Annotated in this window: 20 protein-coding genes; 11 read left to right on the forward strand and 9 right to left on the reverse strand. The window is 61.4% G+C overall.

The annotated features are described in order from the left end of the window. Window positions 1-3 precede the first annotated feature (3 nt). Window positions 4-792, reverse strand: a complete 789-nt coding sequence (locus tag FMA36_RS15050) for an alpha/beta fold hydrolase (RefSeq protein ID WP_159264027.1) — start codon at window positions 790-792, stop codon at window positions 4-6. 207 nt (window positions 793-999) lie between these two features. Between FMA36_RS15050 and FMA36_RS15055 the strand changes: the two genes are divergently transcribed. Continuing rightward, the gene (locus FMA36_RS15055; RefSeq protein ID WP_130732888.1) at window positions 1,000-1,251 is read left to right on the forward strand and encodes a hypothetical protein; all 252 of its coding nucleotides are present in this window, start codon (window positions 1,000-1,002) and stop codon (window positions 1,249-1,251) included. Between the two features lie 39 nt (window positions 1,252-1,290). On the opposite strand, the gene FMA36_RS15060 is transcribed toward FMA36_RS15055, so the two are convergent. After that, entirely contained in the window at window positions 1,291-2,982 is a 1,692-nt protein-coding gene (locus FMA36_RS15060) for an alginate export family protein (protein WP_159264028.1), read from the reverse strand. A 498-nt stretch (window positions 2,983-3,480) separates the two neighbouring features. Here FMA36_RS15060 and FMA36_RS15065 point away from each other — a divergent pair, with 498 nt between their 5' ends. From FMA36_RS15065 to FMA36_RS15075, 3 genes are read left to right on the forward strand one after another with little or no spacing between them, the layout of a single operon-like run. Then, window positions 3,481-4,302 carry a MetQ/NlpA family ABC transporter substrate-binding protein gene (locus FMA36_RS15065; RefSeq protein ID WP_159263115.1) on the forward strand — a complete coding sequence of 274 codons (822 nt, stop codon included), beginning with the start codon at window positions 3,481-3,483 and terminating at the stop codon, window positions 4,300-4,302. Continuing rightward, on the forward strand, window positions 4,293-5,327 hold the full coding sequence (locus tag FMA36_RS15070) for a methionine ABC transporter ATP-binding protein (protein ID WP_159263116.1): 1,035 nt from the start codon (window positions 4,293-4,295) through the stop codon (window positions 5,325-5,327). Before FMA36_RS15065 ends, FMA36_RS15070 begins: the two co-directional genes overlap by 10 nt. Beyond that, window positions 5,308-5,961: a methionine ABC transporter permease gene (locus FMA36_RS15075; RefSeq protein ID WP_159263117.1), complete on the forward strand. Its 654-nt coding sequence runs from the start codon at window positions 5,308-5,310 to the stop codon at window positions 5,959-5,961. Before FMA36_RS15070 ends, FMA36_RS15075 begins: the two co-directional genes overlap by 20 nt. 57 nt (window positions 5,962-6,018) lie before the next feature. On the opposite strand, the gene FMA36_RS15080 is transcribed toward FMA36_RS15075, so the two are convergent. Next, window positions 6,019-7,305, reverse strand: coding sequence for an NAD(P)/FAD-dependent oxidoreductase (locus FMA36_RS15080; protein WP_159263118.1), 1,287 nt, complete (start codon window positions 7,303-7,305; stop codon window positions 6,019-6,021). Window positions 7,306-7,642: 337 nt separating this feature from the next. Between FMA36_RS15080 and FMA36_RS15085 the strand changes: the two genes are divergently transcribed. Next, window positions 7,643-8,404, forward strand: coding sequence for an SDR family NAD(P)-dependent oxidoreductase (locus tag FMA36_RS15085; protein WP_159263119.1), 762 nt, complete (start codon window positions 7,643-7,645; stop codon window positions 8,402-8,404). A 62-nt stretch (window positions 8,405-8,466) separates the two neighbouring features. Here FMA36_RS15085 and FMA36_RS15090 read toward each other — a convergent pair whose 3' ends face one another. The 5 genes from FMA36_RS15090 to glpD form a co-directional block, all read right to left on the reverse strand. Further along, on the reverse strand, window positions 8,467-9,225 hold the full coding sequence (locus tag FMA36_RS15090; RefSeq protein WP_130731813.1) for a DeoR/GlpR family DNA-binding transcription regulator: 759 nt from the start codon (window positions 9,223-9,225) through the stop codon (window positions 8,467-8,469). 30 nt (window positions 9,226-9,255) lie between these two features. Further along, on the reverse strand, window positions 9,256-10,362 hold the full coding sequence (gene fbaA / locus FMA36_RS15095; RefSeq protein WP_159263120.1) for a class II fructose-bisphosphate aldolase: 1,107 nt from the start codon (window positions 10,360-10,362) through the stop codon (window positions 9,256-9,258). A gap of 51 nt (window positions 10,363-10,413) precedes the next feature. After that, window positions 10,414-11,400, reverse strand: coding sequence for a class II fructose-bisphosphatase (gene glpX, locus FMA36_RS15100; RefSeq protein WP_159263121.1), 987 nt, complete (start codon window positions 11,398-11,400; stop codon window positions 10,414-10,416). Between the two features lie 34 nt (window positions 11,401-11,434). Beyond that, entirely contained in the window at window positions 11,435-12,934 is a 1,500-nt protein-coding gene (gene glpK, locus FMA36_RS15105) for a glycerol kinase GlpK (RefSeq protein WP_159263122.1), read from the reverse strand. Window positions 12,935-13,012: 78 nt separating this feature from the next. Continuing rightward, entirely contained in the window at window positions 13,013-14,575 is a 1,563-nt protein-coding gene (gene glpD / locus FMA36_RS15110) for a glycerol-3-phosphate dehydrogenase (protein ID WP_159263123.1), read from the reverse strand. A 455-nt stretch (window positions 14,576-15,030) separates the two neighbouring features. On the opposite strand from glpD, the gene FMA36_RS15115 reads away from it, so the two are divergent. The 4 genes from FMA36_RS15115 to FMA36_RS15130 all read left to right on the forward strand — a co-directional run bounded on the left by FMA36_RS15115 (window position 15,031) and on the right by FMA36_RS15130 (window position 18,337). Further along, window positions 15,031-15,843 (forward strand): MIP/aquaporin family protein, encoded by an 813-nt coding sequence (locus FMA36_RS15115; RefSeq protein ID WP_159263124.1) that lies wholly within the window; start codon window positions 15,031-15,033, stop codon window positions 15,841-15,843. 120 nt (window positions 15,844-15,963) lie between these two features. Then, window positions 15,964-16,410, forward strand: coding sequence for a hypothetical protein (locus FMA36_RS15120; protein WP_159263125.1), 447 nt, complete (start codon window positions 15,964-15,966; stop codon window positions 16,408-16,410). Between the two features lie 416 nt (window positions 16,411-16,826). Beyond that, window positions 16,827-17,093, forward strand: a complete 267-nt coding sequence (locus tag FMA36_RS15125) for a hypothetical protein (protein WP_159263126.1) — start codon at window positions 16,827-16,829, stop codon at window positions 17,091-17,093. A gap of 11 nt (window positions 17,094-17,104) precedes the next feature. After that, entirely contained in the window at window positions 17,105-18,337 is a 1,233-nt protein-coding gene (locus FMA36_RS15130; protein WP_159263127.1) for an AAA family ATPase, read from the forward strand. A 41-nt stretch (window positions 18,338-18,378) separates the two neighbouring features. On the opposite strand, the gene FMA36_RS15135 is transcribed toward FMA36_RS15130, so the two are convergent. Beyond that, on the reverse strand, window positions 18,379-18,822 hold the full coding sequence (locus FMA36_RS15135) for an Lrp/AsnC family transcriptional regulator (protein ID WP_130731805.1): 444 nt from the start codon (window positions 18,820-18,822) through the stop codon (window positions 18,379-18,381). Between the two features lie 137 nt (window positions 18,823-18,959). Between FMA36_RS15135 and alr the strand changes: the two genes are divergently transcribed. Further along, entirely contained in the window at window positions 18,960-20,144 is a 1,185-nt protein-coding gene (gene alr, locus FMA36_RS15140; protein ID WP_159263128.1) for an alanine racemase, read from the forward strand. Next, the gene (locus FMA36_RS15145) at window positions 20,144-21,400 is read left to right on the forward strand and encodes a D-amino acid dehydrogenase (RefSeq protein WP_159263129.1); all 1,257 of its coding nucleotides are present in this window, start codon (window positions 20,144-20,146) and stop codon (window positions 21,398-21,400) included. Before alr ends, FMA36_RS15145 begins: the two co-directional genes overlap by 1 nt. Window positions 21,401-21,403: the final 3 nt, after the last annotated feature.

The raw sequence follows: 21,403 nt of genomic DNA on the forward strand, positions 1-21,403 counted from the left end.
GCCTTACCCTGTCACGCTCAGGAATTCCTCGACCACACGCAGGAATTCCCATGGCTGCTCGGCATGCAGCCAGTGCCCGGCCCCCTTCAGCCGCACCAGCCGGTAATGGGGAAAAAGCTGGCGCATGAGCGGGTAATCACGGGGCTGGACATAGGGTGAAGCACCCCCCGCCACAAACAGCACCGGGCCACCATACTGCGTGCCCGGTGGCAGGGCGGGCCAGCCCACCACCTGTGTCATGCCCGCCACGATCTGCTTCAGCCCGATCTGCCAGTGCGGGCTGGTGCCGAGCACGATGTTCTGCTTCATCATGTCGCGCACGGGCTTTTCGGCAATGGCGGGGGCAAGCCAGGCATCGGCCTCACTTAAGGTAAGCGTGGGCGGAAAATGCAGTCCGGCCAGCGCCTGGGCAATTGCACCGGAATGCGCATGGCCGCCCGGCGCTGGCGCAATATCGGCCACAAGCAGGGCATGCACGCAGGCGGGCGCCTGCAAGGCCAGCATCATCGCCACCTTGCCCCCCATGGAATGCCCGATCACCGTTGCGGGCAGCGCGTCATGCGCGGCCAGCGTTTCATGCACGTCGGCGGCCATGGTGGGGTAATCCATCGGGCCATGCGGGCTGCTGCCGTGATTGCGCAGGTCAAGGGCAAGGATACGACGGGTTGTAGCAAGGCGGCGCTGAAAAAACCCGAAATTGCGCGCCCGCCCAAACAACCCATGCAGAAAGACGACCGGCGGCAGGGTGTTATTGCCGTCCTCCGGGCCGCGTTCAATCACATCAAGCAGCACTCTGTCCTGCTCCCTTTTTTCATGCATCAGGGCTACGAGCATAGCGTGCGGGCAAAAACCGCGTGCTCATAATTCCGTGCCCCACCGCCCCGCCCTGCCGTGGGCCGCCCTTGAAAACCCTAATGCCCGGACCGACATGTAAACTGTTACGCCCGACGAAGAGGATCGGAGCGATGTTCTTAATAAAAAACAGGACTGGAACAGACCATGAGCGCTGCTGAAACCCTCCGCAAACTCAGCCCCGAAGATGTGCAGGAAATTGCCAAGCACCTTGAGGGCACGCTGCACCAGCACAAGGCCGATCTGCACAAGCAGATTGCCGAACATCTTGCCAGCCTGAAGGGCGAGGTTACGCTGCATGAGAACAAGATCCCGACCTCATGCAAGGTTTACGGGATGATGTTCCTGCTTGCCGCCTCGCTCGCCAGCTTCATCTTTGGCCGCAAATCGGCTGAATAAGCCCTGAGGGCACGGGCGGCCCGGCGCGGCTGCCCGTATTCAGAAGCGGAAGACGAAATTCGACTGGTAATAGGTACCGCTCGATCCACCCGCCTCATTAAGCGCGCGTGATGTCATGAACCGCGAGACATACTGCGTCCATGACAGATGGGTATTGATCTGCCACGCTACCGACACCTGCGGTGCCATGCCCACGAACCGCCCCCGGAAATTGCCCGCGAATTTGTAGTAGCCCGATGATTTGTAAACCGGGTCATTTACGCTGTCGCGCCAGAACAGCGGGTATTTGAACTGGATGCTGACGGACTTGAACGGCGTTATGCGCACCAGTGGCGCAAAGCTGATCAGGTTCGAACCTGTCATGTAGGTTGTGGTATCGAGGTAGTTGGTCTGTGGATTGAAGGGCGAGAGATAGGTGCCCACCGTGCCCTGATTTTTCGACGCATTGCCGCCGGAATATACATCCGTCTGGATCCCGGCAAAGGTATGCAGCGACTGCTCGGGCAGCCGATAGCCCACCGTGCTGTTGATGGCATAGGCGCTGACCCCGCGCGGGGCGTTGTTGCTGGCGTTACGGAACACGCCGCCCTGCCATATGCCACCCACCGAGAATTCGATCGGGCCTGCAATACCATGCCAGCGCATACCGAAATTGTTGCGGGTATCCGATCCGTTGACCGCCCCCTTCGGCCCCACGATGGCTCCTGCTGAACCATTGAGCTTGTAGCCAATATAGAACGCATCGACGAAGGAATACCCCTTCTGCCCCATGAAGGTGAAATCCGGCGGCGCCCATGTGGCGTTAAAGCCGTACAGGCGGCTGGCATAGTTCTCCACATCATGGAACATGCGCCGGTCACTATCGTCGGTCTGCACAAAATCCCATGCATCGATGCGGATGCGCTGCCATACCATATAGGCGCGGAACCCATCCCATGACAGCGGCACGTTAGGCGTCTCGCGTGCATAAAGCATGTACGATGGCGCATCGAGAAACTGCTGACGGCCGAACATGAAGCCGCTTTTGGCCCCCAGCATGTTCCACCGCACCTCAACAAAAGCCTGCTGGGCATCAAGCCGCTTGCGATAGGTCGAGCCATAGCCATAACCGCCCCATCCGCCCGCATCGGCATTGACCAACTGACCAAAAAAACGCAGGTGCTCGCCAATATGCAGGTCCGCGCCATACAGGTTGCGCACGCCAAAACGGCCGGAATCATTGGGTTTCTGCGTGCCCAGGCCAGGACGCGTTTCAAACCAGTTGCGCAGCCGCGTCTCGCCCGAGAAGCTGATCCACACATTGCCGCTGCGGGTGAGTGGAATGTATTTCAGCGCATCGAACAGGTCGTCATGCTTTTTGGGGTCGCGCAGGTTGCTCCAGTCCTCGGCCCAGGGGGTTACGCCATACCGCCCCACCGGCCCGAAGCCTGCGGCCTCGCCATTGCCACGGTTGAACACGCCCCAGTCATACTGATGGCCGCTGCGGCGGTTTTCCTGCCCGCCAATGCGGATGGGCTGGCCCACCGGGTTGGCATGTGGAAACGTGAGGATCGGCGGGCGCTGGGTCATGTGCACCACCATGCGTTCCGGCTGCCCCGGCGCGGTACTGTCTGCCGGTACGACCGGATCAGGCGCAGCCTGGGCCGCATGCGCTGCCAGCATGGACACGCACAGGGCGCCTCCGCGCATGTAGCGATACCCCAGTTGTGTTGCTGATCGGAGGGGGAACATCATGTTCATGCACCACATGGCATGCCGGGAGGCCGCGGCATCAGGTTAAATACTAAAAAATATCGTATTATTTTAAAATATTCCGGTCAATATCGTATTTTATGATCCACTCCAGTGCGCGACCATATGAAGCAATGTGGCAGCAAAAGGCTGACACAAAATCATCCCATTGAAAAACCTCTGTTAATCTGTAAAAAAGCCTTCGCCCTATTGCACAAACCCGATTGTATGATGCGAAAACAGCCCGAAAAAAAATCCCTTAATCCGTGCACACAAAGGCCATGGCCCGTGCAGGGTGCCAGGCCTGTCCGCTCCTTCTGCATGGCGTTAATAAACATTATATATCGTATTTAATATTGACGCACGCTGCCTCTTGTCTCTTTATGCCCTGCCTCTCCTGCACGCCATGCGGGCCATCAGGGGCGTTGTCAAAAAGACCGTCACGCCATAGTGGTGCTGCATCGTTGCTCTTCCCACGATGTACCGATCAGGAATGCCATGAAACAGATTGCCCCCCTCACCCGCCGCACCCTGCTAAGCCTGACTGGCGGCCTCGCCTGCCTGCCCATGGCAACACGGGCAAAGGCGGCAGATGGCAAGCTGATCCGCGTTGGTATCATGGCGGGCGAGGACGAGGATCTGTGGCGCGTGATTACGGCCAATGCCGCGAAGGAAGGCCTCAATCTCGGCATCGTGACATTCTCCGATTACAACACGCCCAACGAGGCGCTGGCCGAGCATGAGATTGATGCCAACGCCTTCCAGCATGCTCCGTTCCTCGAGGCGCAGAAAGCAGCCCGTGGTTATGACATCGTGAGCGTATGCACCACTTATTTCTCCCCCATCGGGCTGTATTCAGCACGGTGGAAAGCCCTGGCCGATCTGCCGGACAAAGCAGTCATCGCCGTGCCGAACGACCCGAGCAATGAAGGCCGCGCCCTGCGCCTGCTTGAGGCGCTGGGGCTGATCAAACTTGATTCCGCAGCCGGGCTGCTGCCCACCCCGCTCGACGTGACCGACAACCCCCATCACTTCTCTTTTCGCGAACTTGATGCGGGCATTGTCGGCCGCACGCTGCCTGACGTGGCTGCCGCCGTAATCAATACCAACTGGGCGCTCAAGGCGGGCGTGGACATACAAAAGCAGCGGATCGGGGTGGAATCGCTGCAAAACAACCCCTACGTCAACTTCGTGGCCGTCAACGCCGCTGACGCGCATGCCCCGTGGGTCGAGGCACTGGTCCGCGCCGTGCACCAGCCCGCCACGCGTGAGGCGATTGCCTCCATTTTCCACGGTGCGGTTGAACCGGCATGGACGTGAATGTTGTTGACGTGCGCCATGTGAGCCGCCGCTTTGGCGGGCATGTGGCGCTTGATGATGTTTCCTTCTCGGTCGCGCGGGGCGAGATTCTGGGCGTGATCGGGCGCTCGGGCGCGGGCAAGAGCTCGCTGCTGCGCTGCCTTGGCGCGCTCGACCGGCCTGATGCAGGGCAGATCCTGATCGAAGGCCAGGACATCACCACCCTGCCACAGGCGCAGCTTGTGCCGTTGCGGCGGCGCATCGGCTTCGTGTTCCAGCATTTCAATCTGCTCAGTTCGCGCACGGTGGCGGGCAATATCAGCCTGGCGCTTGAAATCGCGGGCGTGCCGCGCGCACAGCGCGCGGAGCGTATTGCAGCCCTGCTGGAACTGGTGGGGCTGTCGGCGCATGGCGATAAATGGCCTGCCCAGCTTTCTGGCGGGCAGAAGCAGCGCGTGGGCATTGCACGCGCGCTGGCCAATGACCCCGCCCTGCTGCTGTGCGATGAAGCCACCTCCGCCCTCGACCCTGAAACCACTACCGCTATCCTCGACCTGCTGGCGGAAATCAACCGTGAACTGGGGCTGACCATCATCCTCATCACGCATGAGATGGATGTGATCCGCCGCATTGCCACCCATCTTGTGGTGCTGGACCAGGGCCGCATTGTTGAAAACGCGCCCACGCTGGCCATCATGGGGGCAGCCACGCAATCGACCGTGACCCAGGCCCTGCTGTCGGAAACGCAGCCACAGGTGCCCCCTGCCCTGCGTGCGCGGCTGGTGGCCGAGCCTGGGCCTGACGGGTGGGCGATCGTTCGCCTCAGGCTGGCGGGCGAAGCGGCATGGCAGCCCCTGCTGTCGCTGCTTGGACAGCAATACGGCGTGGAGGCCACCGTGCTGCAAGGGGGCACCACCGAGATTGCGGGCCAGCCCTTTGCCGACCAGATCATCTCGATAACCGGCTATTGCGCCGAGATCCATGATTTCCTGACGCAGTTCGACCCCTCACTGAAGGTTCTTGGCCATGTCCCGGCTGATCATTGACCTGATCGCACGCGCAACGTGGGAGACGACCATCATGGTCGCCTGCTCGGGGCTGATTGCGGTGCTCGGCGGCCTGCCGCTGGCCCTGCTCATGGTGGCGATGCGGCGCGGTGGCCTGATGCCCTGCCCGCCCGCCGCCCGCCTGCTGGGGCTGGTGGTGGACATTCTGCGTGCCATCCCGTTCATCATCCTGCTGGTCATCCTCATTCCCGTAACGCGGATGATCGTGGGCACCTCACTGGGCACGGCGGCGGCGATCGTGCCGCTCTCGCTGGCGGCCATTCCCTATTTTGCCCGCATTGCCGAGGTCTCGCTGCGCGCGGTGGACCCCAATCTGGTGGACGCCGTGCATGCCATGGGCGGCACGCGGTGGATGATCGTGCGCCATGTGCTCATACCCGAAGCTCTGCCCGGCCTTGTGGCAGGCCTCACGGTCACCCTCATCACCCTGACCGGGGCCTCGGCCATGGCTGGCGCCGTGGGCGCAGGTGGTCTGGGTGACCTGGCTATCCGCTACGGCTACCAGCGCTTCAATACACAGGTCATGTCGCTTGTGGTGGTGGTGCTGATCGTGTTCGTGGCCATTATCCAGGCGGCGGGCAATGCCCTGTCGAACCACCTGCGCCACGATTAAGAGGCTGCTTGAAAAGCCACCCCGGCGGAGCAGCCGTAGGGACCAGCCTCCCTGCCCTCAGTCCAGCCGGACCGAGGGGCGCACGAACACGTCAAGCCAGTCGACAAGGCACGAGATCGTGCCGCGCACCGGCCCATACAGTTCGAACTGGTGCTGACGGTAGAGCATGAGGTGCACCATCCGCGCCGACAGGCCATGCAGCCAGCCGCCACCGAACACCGTGCCACCGGGGAAGGTGCCCCAGCCATTGTAATCACCCAATGCCACGACCGCCCCCTTGTTATGGAAGGTAAAGGCAGGCATGGGCTGGCCACTCATCATCCAGCGGGGCAGATGGCGGGCCAGATGATGGGCCTGCTGGCGGGCAGCCTGCGCTGTGGGGGCCACGGGCTTTTCGGCAATGAAGGCGCAGTCACCCATGGCGAAGATGTTGTCATCATCGATCACCTGCAACGAGGGCCGCACTTCAAGCTGCCCTGAGCGCGACAGCTTGAGGCCACCGAATTTGCTGGTCACGTCCGGTGCCTTCACGCCCGCCGCCCACACCCGCAGCGTTGCAGGCACGCGCGAGCCGTCCTTGAGCAGGAAGCCGTTTTCATCAGCACCGCTGACCATCGCACCCGCGCGCACGCTTACGCCAATCGCCTCAAGCTGCTTGACCGCCGCAGCCGATACCGCCTCGGGGAAGGCTGGCAGGATGCGGGGGCCTGCCTCAAGCAGGGTAATGCGCAGCTTGGGTGGCTTCTGGCCAAAGCTGTAGAGCGAGGCGAGATCGAGCGCCTTGTGCAGCTCGGCGGCGAGTTGCGTGCCGGTGGCCCCACCGCCTACGATGGCGATATCGAGTTCGTTGTTATTGGCAAAGGAGCGCAGCAGTTCCATGCGGAAACGGTCGTTGAAGCCATTGGCATCGACCAGGTTGTCAATGAACAGGCAGTGTTCGGCCACGCCGGGCGTGCCGAAATCATTGGCGCGGCTGCCGATTGACAGCACCACCGCGTCATAATCGAGCGTGCGGGCCTCAACCACCACCTCCCCGCTGAGCGGGTCCTTGATGGGGGCAAGCGAAATGGTCCTGGCTGCACGGTCGAGCGCCGTGATCTCACCGGGCCAGAACTCGAAATGATGCCGGCTGGCCTGTGACATGAAGCTGATGCGGTCATTCTCGTTGGCGGCGGTGCCGGCTGCAAAACAGTGCAGCATCGGCTTCCACACATGGGCGAAGCTCTTGTCCACCAGCGTGATTTCCGCACGGCCCGATTTGCCGACCGAATTGCCCAGCCGCGTGGCAAGCGCAAGGCCCGCAACACCACCGCCTACAATAACGATCCGAAACTTTTGTGCCATATCGATAATGCTCCACACCCGCTCGCACGGCGTGGCGGTTTTCGCATGGAAAACACCGCCCCGCCACATTCACAACAAACCATGTTTGTGGCGAGTATAGGTGATCCCCCCCGTGCCTGAAACATGCGCAGGCCCGAATTATGGTACGATCGCGCAACACAGACCCCTCTGCCCTGCCGCCTGACCGCGCCAGAGCGGGGAAAACGGGCCGATCACTTCCGCCTGATCAAAAGAACCCGATCAGCCTGGCTCAGGCGCCCTGAGCCCTGCAGGCCGGGCAACATATTGACACGGCCTGCGTTAACCCGCCTGATGCCAGCGACAAGCAGGAGACCCCATGACAGCCACACCCACCGGACGCATTGCAGGCAAGATTGCCATCATTACAGGTGCTGCAAGCGGCATTGGCCGCGCCACGGCGGAGCGTTTTGCCGCCGAAGGTGCCCAGCTTGCCCTGACCGACCTCAACACCGATGCACTCGATGAACTGACCAGCCAGTTTGAAAAAAACGGCGTGGACGTGATCTCGGTGCCAGCCGACGTGACCAGCGAGGCCGACATTGCCCGCGTGGTGCATGAAACCATGAAGCATTTTGGCCGCATCGATATTCTCGTAGCCAATGCAGGGGTCATCCCCGAGGCCGATCTCGCCTCCGCCACGGCCGATCTGTGGGATCACACCATGGCGGTGGATGCACGCGGCATGTTCCTGTGCTGCAAACATGCCGCAGCCGAGATGGTCCATGCCGGACAGGGCGCGATCGTGTGCCTGTCCTCCATCTCCGCCTTTGCCGGGCAGAAAGGTCAGGCCGTGTATGGACCGGCCAAGTTCGTGGCCTCGGGCATTACCAAGCACCTTGCCATCGACCTTGCCGACAAGGGCGTGCGGGTCAATGCCGTGGCACCGGGCACCATCGACACGCCTGCAGTGGCGGGCATGGATGCCGAGGGCATTCGCAAGGTGGTCGAGATGCACCCTATGGGCCGCATGGGCAAGCCTGCGGAGATTGCCAGCGCCATCCTGTTCCTGGCCTCGGATGATGCATCCTTCATCACCGGCGCGGTGCTGCCGGTTGATGGCGGTTATCTGGCACAGTAAATTAAAGCTTCAGAAAACGCCGCCTTAACAAAAGGCGGCACCTGAAAATTCCTGCCCAGACTTCAGGCGATGTGCAGTTCCACATCATGAGCGCGCAGCATGGCGCAGATCTGTTCGGAGGGCTGCCGGTCGGTAAAAAAGCCATGCACGTGGGAAAGATGCCCCAGCCGCCCCATGGGCCTGCGGCCGAATTTGGTCTGGTCGGCCAGCAGGTAGACACGCCTTGCATTGCGCATCATGGCCTGGGCCACGCTGATCTCATCGGCATCGAAATCGAGCAGCGTACCATCATCTTCTATGCCGCTGATGCCGATCACGGCAAAATCGGTGCGATACTGCTCGATGAAGGTGCTGGCGGTGGAGCCGGTAATGCCCCCATCGTAAAACCGCACCTGCCCCCCCGTCACGATCACCTGAAAATCGGTCTGGGCGGAAAGCGGGGTGGCCACATGCAGGTTGTTGGTAATGACCCGCAGCGCCTTGTGCCGCCGCAATGCCTTGGCAAAGGCCTCGGTCGTGGTGCCAATGCTGACAAAAAGCGATGAATTGTCAGGGATCTGGCGGGCTGCAAGGTTGCCAATGGCTTCCTTGGCCCGCCGGTTGAGCACCTGCCGCTCGGAATAGGCGATATTCTCGACCGACGAGGCCAGACCCGCCCCGCCATGATGCCGCGCCACCAGCCCGCGACGGGCGAGCAGGTTGACATCACGGCGGATGGTCTGGACCGCAACATTCAGCCTCTGGGCCAGATCCTCGTTGGAGACATAGCCCTGGGTACGCACCAGCGCGGTAATTTCCCGGTGACGTTCTTCTGCTGACACGTTGCCTGATACTCCCCCTTCAATACGGCTTTATATTGCGCGCGCCACGCTGCGCCCCGTTGCCCCAAGATCGGCAAACGACTGCTCGAGCCGCGCCACGATGCCCTGTTCACCCACGCGCAGCCACTTGCGCGGATCATACAGCTTCTTGGTCGGCTTGCCGGTGGAAGGCGCGATCTGGTGGCTGAAGGCCTCCGCATGCTCGTGCACGTAGCGGCCAACGCTGCTGGCAAAGGCGAACTGGATATCGGTGTCGATATTCATCTTGAACACGCCATAGGACACGGCCTCGGTAATCTTGGCCTGCTCCGAGCCAGACCCCCCATGGAACACCAGTGCCAGCGGCTTTTCGCCCAGATTGGTGGCCTTGGCCACCGCCGCCTGCGAGTTGCGCAGGATCTCGGGGCGCAGCTTGACGTTGCCCGGCGCATACACGCCATGCACGTTGCCAAACGAGGCCGCGATGGTCACGAACCCGAGCGGGGAAAGTGCCTCATAAGCCTTCAGCACATCTTCGGGCTGGGTGTAGAGATGCGCGTTATCGGCACCATCATCAAGGTCATGGCCAACACCGTCTTCCTCGCCGCCGGTAACCCCAAGCTCGATTTCAAGCCCGATGCCCAGCGGCGCCATGCGGCGCAGGAAGCGGGCGCATTCGGCAATATTGTCTTCCAGCGGTTCAGCCGAAAGGTCGATCATGTGCGAGGAGAACAGCGGGCGGCCGGTTTCCTTCACCGCCTCTTCGCTGGCATCGATCAGGCCTGAAATCCAGGGCAGCAGCTTGCGGTCGGCATGGTCGGTATGCAGGATCACGCACACGCCGTAAGCCGCGGCCACGGTATGGACATGACGGGCCGCCGCCACAGCACCCAGCACACGGGCCTGATCGGCATCCTTCATGCCCTCGCCCGCATAGAACCGCGCGCCACCGTTGGAAAGCTGGATGATCACATCCGCCCGGTTGCGCGCCGCCGCCTCGAGCACCGCGTTGATGCTGTCGGTGCCCACCACGTTGACCGCTGGCAGGGCATAGCCCTCATCGCGGCAGGTCTCGACAAGGCGGCGGTAATCCGCACCCGTTACGACGCCGGGGCGCAGGCCCAGGCGGCTCGAAGCGGTGTGTGCTGTATTGGTCATGTCGTTCCTCTATTGCCTGTTCTTGTTGTTATGCAATCGATGAAATACTGCTCACCAGGTCTTGGTCTGGTAATCGTGGTGGCCTTCCACAAACCGGATGGTGCCGGATTTGGAGCGCATGACCAGCGAATGCGTGACCGTGCGGATGCCGCTACGGCGGATGCCGTGGAGCAACGCCCCGCCCGTCACCCCTGTTGCGGAGAACAGCACGTCACCGCGCGCCATATCCTCGAGCGCCAGCTTGCGCGAGGGGTCGGCACCAGGGTTCATCTTGCGCGCGCGCGCCACCTGGCCGTCATCTTCAAACATGAGGCGGCCCTGCATCTGCCCATGCACGCAGCGCACGGCGGCGGCGGCCAGCACGCCTTCGGGCGCGCCGCCGGAACCGACATAGAGATCGATCTCGCTATCATCGAGACAGGCGGCAATGGCGGCAGCCACGTCGCCATCGCTCAGCAGGGTTACACGCGCGCCCGCGGCACGGGCGCGGGCGATCAGCTCCTCATGGCGCTCACGGTCGAGCGTGCAGAGCATGAGGTCGGACACCGCGCATTTCTTGGCCTGTGCCAGTGACTTGAGGTTGGCCTCGATGGTGCTGTCGAGATCCACCACGCCCTCGGGCAGATAGGGGCCGACGACGATCTTGTCCATGTAGATGTCAGGCGCATGCAGGAAGTTGCCGCTTTCAGCCAGTGCGACCACCGTCAGGGCGTTGGGCAGGTTCTTGGCGCACAGGTTGGTGCCTTCCAGCGGGTCCACGGCAATATCCATGCCCGGGCCGCCCGAGCCGACCTTCTCGCCAATGAACAGCATCGGCGCTTCGTCCATCTCGCCTTCGCCAATCACCACGGTGCCATCGATGGCGACCGTATCGAACGCGCGCCGCATGGCCTCCACCGCCGCGCCATCGGCTTCGTTCTTGAGGCCACGACCGGTCCAGGCCGATGCGGCGACCGCAGCCGCCTCGGTTACGCGCACGAGTTCAAGGGCGAGATTGCGATCGGTAACCTGATAGGGATTATGCCGTGTGGTGGTCATGAAACACTCTTTTCCTGTTGGTCAATAGTCTTGATTACGCAGCAACGGTGGAACTGAGCGTGCGGCGGACTGCCACATGCCATCCGGCTACCATAGTATCGCGCTGCGCCTTGTCCATCATCGGGCGGAACAGATGTCCGCGTGTCCAGGTGCCTTCCAGTTCGGCTATGCTCTCCCAAACTCCTGTCGCCAGCCCTGCCAGGAAGGCAGCGCCAAGCGCCGTGGTCTCGACCTGTCGGGGCCGCTCCACCGGGGTCAGCAGCATATCGGCCAGGAACTGGCAGAACCAGTCATTGACCGACATGCCGCCATCAACACGCAGTGCGTTGAGCTTGCCACCGCCATCTTCATGCATGGCGTCCATCAGGTCCATGGTCTGGTATGCTACCGATTCCAGCGCCGCGCGCGCAATGTGCGCCGCCGTGGCATCCAGCGTAAGGCCACAGATCAGGCCACGGGCGTCGGGGTCCCAGTGCGGCGCGCCAAGGCCCACGAAGCCGGGCACCATATACACGCCGTGACTGTGCGGCACGCGGGTGGCCATGTCATCGGTCTGGGAGGCATGGGTGATGAGGCTCAGCCCGTCGCGCAGCCAGCGGATGGCCGCACCCGCAACGAAAATCGAGCCTTCAAGGGCATAGGTCGTCTCGGCCCCGATGCGGTAGGCGATGGTGGTGAGCATCCGGTTTTCGGACATGACGGGTTTGGTGCCGGTGTTGAGCAGCGCGAAGCAGCCCGTGCCGTAAGTGGCCTTGGCAGTGCCGGGGCGGAAGCAGGCCTGCCCCACCATGGCAGCGTTCTGGTCGCCCGCCATGCCTGCAACCTTGAGTGGCTCGCCAAACAGGTCGGGCGCCGTCTCGCCAAACACTTCGCTGTTGGTTTTCACTTCCGGCAGGATGGCGCGCGGCACCTTGAACAGGGCCAGCAATTCGTCATCCCACGCGCAGGTATGGATGTTGAACAGGAGCGTGCGCGAGGCGTTGGTGGTATCGGTGGCGTGCACGCGGCCGCCGGTCAGCCGCCACAGAAGAAAGCTGTCGATGGTGCCGCAGGCGAGTTCGCCCTTCTCGGCGCGTGCGCGCGCACCTTCCACGTTATCGAGAATCCACGCAATCTTGGTGGCCGAGAAATAGGGGTCGAGCAGCAGGCCGGTGCGCTCGCGCACGAAGGGCTCCAGCCCCTCCTCATGCATGCGCGCGCAGACGGGCGTGGTGCGCCGGTCCTGCCAGACAATGGCGCGGTGGATGGGTTTGCCGGTCGCACGGTCCCACACCACGATGGTTTCGCGCTGGTTGGTAATGCCGATGCCCGCGATCACGCCGGGGCCGCCGGCCTTTTCAATCGCCTCACGCGCGGTAGAGAGAACATTGGACCAGATTTCCTCCGGGTCATGCTCCACCCATCCCTGGCTCGGATAATGCTGGGCAAACTCGATGCGGGAGACGGAAATGGCCGTGATATCGCGGTCGAACACGATGCTGCGGGTCGAGGTCGTTCCCTGGTCGATGGCGAGAATTCTGTTCTTCTTGTTCATTATCTTCTCCTGCCCCAACAGGGCGGATGCGAGTTTGGGCCGCAGGCGTGTGACGCCTGCGGCCTGAGTATTTTTTATTTATGCGGAAGCAGGCGCCATGCCCGGCCTGCGGGCCTTGAGGTAGGCCTCAAGGCGGGCCGTGTCCTCATCGGTCACATGCAGCCCGAGGCGGGAGCGGCGCCACAGGATATCCTGCGTGGTCTGCGCCCATTCGTTTGCGATCAGGTATTCCACCTCCCGCACGCTCAGGCCTGCGCCAAACAGTTCGCCCATATCCTCCATGCTACGGGCATCACCTACGATCTCGGTGGCGCGCGAGCCGTAATTGCGCACGAGGCGCCAGCTCAGGTCGGGGCCAAGGAACGGGGCCTGCGCGCGCAGGCGGGCCAGCGCGCCCTCGAACCCGCCCTCGCCCAGATCACCGCCGGGCAGCACCTTGTCCGCCGTCCAGCCCGGTGCCGACAACACGGGCAGGAAGGGCTGGAGCTTCTCGATCGCATGCTCGGCCAGGCGGCGGTAGGTGGTGATCTTGCCGCCAAAGATGGACAGCATGGGCGCCTGGTTGCCCTGCGTGTCCACATCGAGCACATAGTCACGCGTCACGGCGGAGGCGTTCTTGGCCGCGTCATCATAAAGCGGGCGTACGCCGGCGTAGCTCCACACCACATCCGCAGGCGTTACCGGCTTGGCGAAGTAGCGGCTCACGCTCTCGCACAGGTAGCTGATTTCCTCGGGCGAGATCTCGACATCGCCGGGAGCCTGCGTCCATGGCACGTCGGTCGTGCCGATCAGGGTGAATTTCTGCTCGTAGGGAATGGTGAAGACGATGCGCTTGTCCGGGTTTTGCAGGATATAGGCCTGCGGCCCGTCAAACAGGCGTGGCACCACGATGTGGCTGCCCTTGACGAGGCGCACGTTCTTGGTGGAGTTCACCTGCGCGCGCTCACGCAGCACTTCGCTCACCCACGGCCCACCGGCATTGACCAGCACGCGCGCACGCACGGTGGTGGTGGTACCATCGAGCATGTTCTCGATATCGGCTTCCCACACGCCATTTACGCGGCGGGCACGGACCATGCGGGTGCGGGTGCGGATATCGGCCCCGCGCGCCTTGGCATCCATGGCGTTAAGCACGACAAGGCGGCTGTCCTGCACCCAGCCATCGGAATAGGCGAAGCCGCGTGTGAGCTTGCCATTGAGCGGCTGGCCAGCCGATGACGTGCGGAAGTCGAGTGACTTGCACTTGGGCAGCGTCATGTTGGGTGCCAGGTGATCATACAGGAACAGGCCAAGGCGCAGCATCCATGCCGGGCGCGCCTGCGGTGTGTAGGGCAGCACGAAGCGCATGGGCCAGATGATGTGGGGAGCGATGCGCAGCAGCTTCTCGCGCTCGATCAGCGCCTCGCGCACCAGACGGAATTCATAATATTCCAGATAGCGCAGGCCGCCATGGATCAGCTTGGTGCTGGCCGATGAGGTGTGGCTGGCCAGATCATCCTGCTCGACAAGCAGGACCGATGCGCCGCGCCCGGCGGCATCGCGCGCTATGCCCGTGCCGTTCACACCCCCGCCCACGACCAGCAGGTCGAGCAGGCCACCCGGTGCCGGGGGGGTGCGGAATGTTTCGTCCATGGACGCCATAGTCAATGTTCCTCCTGATACTCATGTTCGTAACCGAACATTCTGATCGATTCAAGAGGCCGTGCGCACATTTCTGCATGCGGCATGGTTAAATAATTCTTTCTTTTTCCATGTGCGATAGTGCCCGGCATTAGCCACAAATTCGCCATTCCGTGTAATTCATATGCCTCAGCGATTTTTGTGCATGTGCGAAATCGCGCATCCTGGTCCGCAACCCCATCCCTCACTTTCCATCACCACCACAACATCACCTGCCCCCGAATCCGGAATGTTGGAGAAATTTCATGAAATATAATGAAATATATGGAAAAAGGAGACACTCTTACCCAACGGATCGCGCACACCCCTTTCCCGGCAAGGTATGTTCGTTTAAGAACATTCCAGGGCTACAAACCGGCCACAAGGCCGACAGCCCTTTCCCATCGAATGATAATAAAAGAATAAAGTGGGTTAAAATGCTGAAAAACAGACAATTTCTGGGTGAACTCATATCCGAATGCATCGCGGTCATGATCATCGTGCTGATCGGTGATTCGGTAGCTGCAATGTACGCGCTGTATGATCCCAGCCCCTACAAGCAGGCCTACTGGGGGGTGGCCGTTGTATGGGGGCTTGGCGTTACAATCGCCATCTACATTACCGGCAGCGTGTCAGGTACGCATGCCAACCCGGCCGTATCACTGGCTCTTGCACTCTTTCGCGGGTTTTCGTGGCGCAAAGTGCCCGGCTACTGGGCAGCGCAGGTGCTGGGCGGCGTGATCGGGGCAACACTGGTCTATACGCTGTACCAGCCCGTAATCGACCATTACAACGCGGCGCATGGCCTCACCCGCGGCGCTGGCGGGGCGGCGGGAGTGTTCTTTACCCATCCGGGCGAGGGCATTACGCCGCTGCATGCCTTTGTTGATGAAATCATCCTGACCGGGCTGCTGGTCTTTGGCATCTTCGCCATAACGTGTGAATACAATACCGTCGCGCCCCAGGCCAATTCGGGCGCGCTGATCATTGGCCTGCTTGTTGCCAGCATCGGGGCGTGTTCGGGCTACCTCGAGGCATGGGCCATCAACCCCGCGCGTGACTTCGGGCCGCGGCTGTTCTGCTTTGTGGCGGGCTGGGGAGACTCCGCCCTGCCCGGACCGGACCATTTCTGGTGGGTGCCCATTGCCGGGCCGCTGGTTGGCGGAGTGGTGGGAGCCGGGTGCTACCAGTTCCTGATCCGTCCGTTCATTCCCCGCACCGCCACGTCACCCATTCCGCCCGCGCCATAACCGCCTGCTCAACATTCCGGCCATGATCTGGTAAGATGTTCGGGCGCCGCCTTTATGTGATAGAGGCGGCGCCACGGGGCTTTTTCTGCAAAAGCCTGCGACATTCTTTCAGGCGGAATCATGAACTGGGCGGCGCAAGAGCATCATTTCAGGTGGGACGGGACACTGCGCGATATTTACATCGCCCCCACCACCATGGCTGACTGGCAACACGTGCTGACCCGCCTGCGCCACGAACCCGCCCTGCTGGACTACCGGCTTGATGGCACACCCACCCCCTTGCCCGCAACCGTCAAAGACATGTTCGCCGCCGCCAAAAGCCACGCCGCGACCCTTGCATGCCATCAGGGCAAGGTAGCCCCTGCCTGCCACTTCTTCAGCCCCGGACAGATCGAATTCGATCTTGATCCGCGCAACGTGCGGTCAGGCCACGACCTGCTGGACCTGCGGCACTTCATGACCACCCTCGCCCGTGCATGTGGCAGAACGGCTCTCCTGACCCATGAAAACGCACCTGAACTGGTCATTGCCCGCGTACTGCCCACCGGACGGATGCTCTGGCCCTGAGCCCGCGCCCTGCGAAGGCATTCTTACGTTTTGTAACATATTTTACCGTTGCCGTGCGGTTCCTTCCTTAATTTCACAAGGAATTTCATATTTCCTAATGTTGATATGTTATTTTATATAAATAGTGACAATACCAATAATCATCAAGGTTTATGCTATAGTGACAATAATTAGGGTTGACAAAAGCAATAAAAAATGTAGTCATTTTCCCATACACCACCCCCCGCAAATATGCAGCTAACTGCGCCAGATGGCATACAACGCGACAGGGGGGCGGCGACAATTCAAAAAGATATCCTAGATTATTTCAGATGGAAATATTCCGTAGCGTGCGAGAAAACAAAAACAGCGCTCGAAAGATTTGATATTGCCCTTGGGCAATCTTTGCTGACTGGGCTCTGGTTATCGAACGTGTCGTGATTGGCCTGCACAGAACAAGGGAATACATTGCCGCCGTTCAGAATGAGGATAGCGATGACCTTTCCAAGTTTAAAAATATGGTCAAGGCGCTGGCCCTTTACTCGGAAGTCGGCATCAGGCCATACGACAATACTGAAAAATATCCGATGGCTGATCATGGACCATATTTTCAGTCACTATACATAGTCTCAATGATGCATACGAAACTGGTTGCGTCCTTGGAGATCCGTGCCTTGACAATACCTTTCCCACAGAATGCCTGAACAGCAACAGCATGGCCCGATCGGCGCTGGCCCTGTTCAGAACTTTCGACCCACAGCATGACAGGAGAAATTTATTTGGGAAGATGCACATAATCCCTGTTTTTTTTGAGAATTTCAAAGAAAACAGAAGAGCGGTTGACCACCAGACATATCTCAGCAGAAAGGCAGTTGAATACATCATGAATGATCAGAATAATAATGATGACAATGCCCCGTTCCTGGATCTTGATGTAATAGATAGCGAGGATTTTCTGGAGAGTTTCTTTTCTGATGAAGCAGAAGACGTGGAGCCCCTTCCCCACACGGCCGCCAGAGCGCAAAGCGCACCAGAACAACAGCCCGCCCCATCAACTGCTGATGAAACATGCGTGACCGTTTTCCCCACGCCCGTGCCGCAGGATCTCATCAACAGGCATTCAGGCCGCACAGGCACCAATAACCGGATTGGCCTGTTTGCCGAACTGAACCGCCCCCTGCCCCTTGCCGAACCCGAAACGCTCGACATGACCCCACTGATCGCGCGCTTTCCGCATGCGGCGCATGCCATCACTGAAATGGCCCGGGTGTTTAACAGCAGGCAGCGCTTTGGCAAATTCATCCGCCCCAAACCCATTTTGCTTGCAGGCCCCTCAGGGTGCGGCAAGACCAGTCTGGCGCGCGGTTTTTTTGAACATATCGGCCTACCGTTCGATACCAGGAACGTCGCCAGTATTCACGATACGTTTTACCTGACCGGCACCCACAAGGGTTTTTCCGAATCAGGGCCGTCACAAGTGATCGAGCGCATCGCCATGACCCGTTGCCCGAACATGGCATTCATCCTCGATGAAGTGGACAAGGTCTCCAACAATCCCCAGCACGGATGCCTGCAGGATGCGCTGCTTGCGGTGGCGGACAAGAAGGAGGCGGAACATTTTCGCGATTTCTGGCTCGATCTCGACGCCGACCTGTCCTGGCTGTCATGGGTGTTTACCGTCAATGACCTTGATAAGGTCAGCCCGGCGCTCTGCTCGCGCTGCACCATCATCCCGCTCGAGGCCCCACAGCCTGAGCACATGCCCGCCATCGCCGCGAACCTGATGCGCGAAATCGAAGCCGAACGTGGCCTGTGCCCCGGATGGTACCGCCTCTCCACCCTTGAACTGCGCGCGCTAGGTGAAGTCTTTCAGGGCGACCTGCGCACTTTCAAGCGTTACGTGGAAGCCGTGGCGGATGATCAGGAAGACAACATGGCCCGCGCGTAAGCCACGCCACGCCACGCCACGCCACGCCACGCCGGGGCAGCCTAACGCTGCACCACGGTGCGAATGGCAAAATTGCTCTGTATGCGGGCAACCCCGGGCATGCGCGAGAGTTCCTCCTTGTGAATGCGCTCGTAGTCAGCCGCATCACGCGCCTCGACGCGCACGAGGTAATCGGCATCCCCCGTCATCAGGTAGCATTCACGCACATCGGCGCATTCGCGCACGCGGGCTTCAAAACGGCGCAGGCATTCCTCCGTCTGCCGCTCCAGCGTGATCTGCACGATGACGGTGGTCATGCCATGCACCGAGCGCTCATCTACCAGGGCGCGATAGCCACGTATAACCCCTTCTTTTTCCAGCATACGCACGCGGCGCAGGCAGGCCGAAGGCGACAGCCCCACCCGTTGGGCAAGATCCGCGTTGCTCATGCGTCCATCATGGCGGAGGTGGCGCAGGATGGCATCTGTCAGCCGATCGAAGGGCATAGTGAATTTTCCGCTTATTTTCGTATATAATTGTGCGCAGGCGCTCGTTAATCGCATGATCATGCACAAAACGACAGGACATTTTGTTACCACACGCATACGATCAGTCATGTTCCGCCCGATGGAGTAAGCGTGCCATGCCTGACCTGCCCTTCCCCCGGCCCCTGGCTTCAGGCTGGGCCCTTGACAGTGCTGGCGCCACGCTGGAAATCGATCTGGACGCCATCGCCGCCAATTACCGCCTGCTCGATGCCCGCACGGGCGCCGCCACCTGTGCGGCCGTAGTCAAGGCCGATGCCTATGGCCTGGGCGCTGACAGGCTCGCCCCCGTGCTGGAACAGGCCGGGGCGCGGGTTTTCTTTGTCGCCCATCTGGAAGAAGGCATCCGCCTGCGCCCGCATGTCTCGACCACGGCACGGATCTTTGTGCTGCATGGCCCCATGCCCGGCACCGAGGCGCTGTTCACCCGCCACGCCCTGCTGCCCGTGCTCAACAGCATGGAGCAGGTGGCCGGCTGGCGCACCCATGCGGCACAGGCGCAAAAAGTGCTGCCCGCCGCCCTGCAGGTTGATACCGGCATGTCACGCTTTGGCCTGTCGGAGGCGGATGTCACCACACTGGCACAGACCCCCGCCCTGCTTGCTGGCATCGACACCAGACTGGTCATGAGCCATCTTGCCTGCGCCGACACGCCCGAAAACCCGGCCAACGCCATGCAGCGTGACCGGCTGCGCGCCATGGCGGCCCGGCTGCCCGCGGCCCCATGGGCGCTTTCGGCCTCATCGGGCATCTTTCTTGGGCCGGACTATCATTTCAACCTCGTGCGCCCCGGCGCGGCGCTATATGGCCTCGCCCCCAACGCGCAGGCTCCCAACCCGCTGCGCCCCACGGTCAGGCTACGCGCGCGCATCGTGCAGCGCCGCGCCATCGGCGCGGGGGATGGCGTGGGTTACGGCCTGACATGGCATGCTACCGGCCCCCGGCGCATTGCAACCCTGGGCATAGGCTATGCCGATGGCTTCCTGCGCAGCGGAGCAAAAGGCGGCGGCTGCGCGTGGCTTGGTGACTACCGGCTGCCCATCCTGGGGCGCATTTCCATGGATTCCACCACGGTGGATGTCAATGACGTGCCCGAAAGCGTGCTTGATGCCGCAACGCATGTGGACATGATCGGCCCGCGCCGCAGCGTGGACGACGTGGCCCGTGACGCGGGCACCATCGGCTACGAAGTGCTGACCGCACTGGGTTCGCGTTTCCATCGCACATACCGGCAGCCTGTCGCGTGCGATGCTTCTCCCCGCCAGAACAAGGCCTCCGTGTAATGAAAATCATCGTACTGGGTAGTGGTGTCGTTGGCGTGACATCGGCATGGTATCTCGCGCAGGCGGGCCATGAGGTCACGGTTGTAGACCGCCAGCCCGAAGCCGGGCTTGAAACCAGCTTTGCCAATGCCGGGCAGGTCTCGCCGGGCTATTCCTCGCCATGGGCGGGGCCGGGCGTGCCGTTCAAGTCCATCAAGTGGCTGCTGATGAAGTATCGCCCCTTCGTGTTCTGGCCCATGCCCGACCCGCATCTGTGGAAGTGGCTGGTGCAGATGCTCGAGAACTGCACCACCACCGCCTATAACCGCAACAAAGGCCGCATGGTGCGCATTGCGGAATACAGCCGCGACATGATGATGGACCTGCGCGCCACCACCGCCATCACCTACGATGACCGCCAGCAGGGCACGCTGCAGGTGTTCCGCACCCAAAAGCAGCTTGACGGCATTGCAGGCGATATCCGCGTGCTCGAGCAGTATAACGTGCCCTATCAGGTGCTCACGCGTGAAGGTTGCGTGGAGGCCGAGCCGGGGCTGGCCGCATCGGCGCATAAAATCGTGGGCGGGCTGCGCCTGCCGGGTGACGAGACGGGCGATGCCTTCCTGTTCACCCAGCGCCTTGCCGCCAAGGCGGCCCAAGCCGGTGTCACTTTCCATTACGATACAAGCATCCGCGCCATGACATCCGAAGGCGGCCGCATTACCGGCATCGAGACCAGCCGGGGCCGGATGGTGGCGGATTCCTATGTCGTGTCGCTTGGCAGTTACTCGCCCGCCATGGTGCGCCGCCTTGGGCTTGACCTGCCGATCTATCCGGTCAAGGGCTACTCGCTCACCGCCGATATCGTGAACGAACAGCGCGCCCCGGTCTCGACCATCATGGACGAGACCTTCAAGATCGGCATCACCCGCCTTGGCAGCCGCATCCGCATTGGCGGCACGGCGGAACTCGCGGGCTTCAGCACCAGGCTGCGCGCGCCGCGCCGCGAAACGCTGGAGCATTCGGTGACCGACCTCTTCCCCGGTGGCGGCAACATCCCCGCCGCGCGCTTCTGGACCGGCCTGCGCCCCATGACGCCCGATGGCACCCCCATCATCGGCCGCACGAAATATGACAACCTGTTCCTCAACACCGGCCACGGCACGCTGGGCTGGACCATGGCCTGCGGCTCGGGCAAGGTTCTGGCGGACATCATCTCCGGCCGCATGCCCGACATCCCGCATGAAGATCTGGGCATCGTGCGTTACGGGCAGTAATCC

The organism is Komagataeibacter xylinus (assembly GCF_009834365.1).
Classification (GTDB): Bacteria; Pseudomonadota; Alphaproteobacteria; order Acetobacterales; family Acetobacteraceae; genus Komagataeibacter; species Komagataeibacter xylinus_D.

What these genes read in the sequence shown, in the direction of transcription:
- FMA36_RS15055 (WP_130732888.1), top strand. Translation starts at nt 1,000, where the DNA reads ATGAGCGCTGCTGAAACCCTCCGCAAACTCAGCCCCGAAGATGTGCAG.
- FMA36_RS15060 (WP_159264028.1), bottom strand. Translation starts at nt 2,982, where the DNA reads ATGTTCCCCCTCCGATCAGCAACACAACTGGGGTATCGCTACATGCGC.
- FMA36_RS15065 (WP_159263115.1), top strand. Translation starts at nt 3,481, where the DNA reads ATGAAACAGATTGCCCCCCTCACCCGCCGCACCCTGCTAAGCCTGACT.
- FMA36_RS15070 (WP_159263116.1), top strand. Translation starts at nt 4,293, where the DNA reads ATGGACGTGAATGTTGTTGACGTGCGCCATGTGAGCCGCCGCTTTGGC.
- FMA36_RS15075 (WP_159263117.1), top strand. Translation starts at nt 5,308, where the DNA reads ATGTCCCGGCTGATCATTGACCTGATCGCACGCGCAACGTGGGAGACG.
- FMA36_RS15080 (WP_159263118.1), bottom strand. Translation starts at nt 7,305, where the DNA reads ATGGCACAAAAGTTTCGGATCGTTATTGTAGGCGGTGGTGTTGCGGGC.
- FMA36_RS15085 (WP_159263119.1), top strand. Translation starts at nt 7,643, where the DNA reads ATGACAGCCACACCCACCGGACGCATTGCAGGCAAGATTGCCATCATT.
- fbaA (WP_159263120.1), bottom strand. Translation starts at nt 10,362, where the DNA reads ATGACCAATACAGCACACACCGCTTCGAGCCGCCTGGGCCTGCGCCCC.
- glpX (WP_159263121.1), bottom strand. Translation starts at nt 11,400, where the DNA reads ATGACCACCACACGGCATAATCCCTATCAGGTTACCGATCGCAATCTC.
- glpK (WP_159263122.1), bottom strand. Translation starts at nt 12,934, where the DNA reads ATGAACAAGAAGAACAGAATTCTCGCCATCGACCAGGGAACGACCTCG.
- glpD (WP_159263123.1), bottom strand. Translation starts at nt 14,575, where the DNA reads ATGGCGTCCATGGACGAAACATTCCGCACCCCCCCGGCACCGGGTGGC.
- FMA36_RS15115 (WP_159263124.1), top strand. Translation starts at nt 15,031, where the DNA reads ATGCTGAAAAACAGACAATTTCTGGGTGAACTCATATCCGAATGCATC.
- FMA36_RS15120 (WP_159263125.1), top strand. Translation starts at nt 15,964, where the DNA reads ATGAACTGGGCGGCGCAAGAGCATCATTTCAGGTGGGACGGGACACTG.
- FMA36_RS15130 (WP_159263127.1), top strand. Translation starts at nt 17,105, where the DNA reads ATGGCCCGATCGGCGCTGGCCCTGTTCAGAACTTTCGACCCACAGCAT.
- FMA36_RS15135 (WP_130731805.1), bottom strand. Translation starts at nt 18,822, where the DNA reads ATGCCCTTCGATCGGCTGACAGATGCCATCCTGCGCCACCTCCGCCAT.
- alr (WP_159263128.1), top strand. Translation starts at nt 18,960, where the DNA reads ATGCCTGACCTGCCCTTCCCCCGGCCCCTGGCTTCAGGCTGGGCCCTT.
- FMA36_RS15145 (WP_159263129.1), top strand. Translation starts at nt 20,144, where the DNA reads ATGAAAATCATCGTACTGGGTAGTGGTGTCGTTGGCGTGACATCGGCA.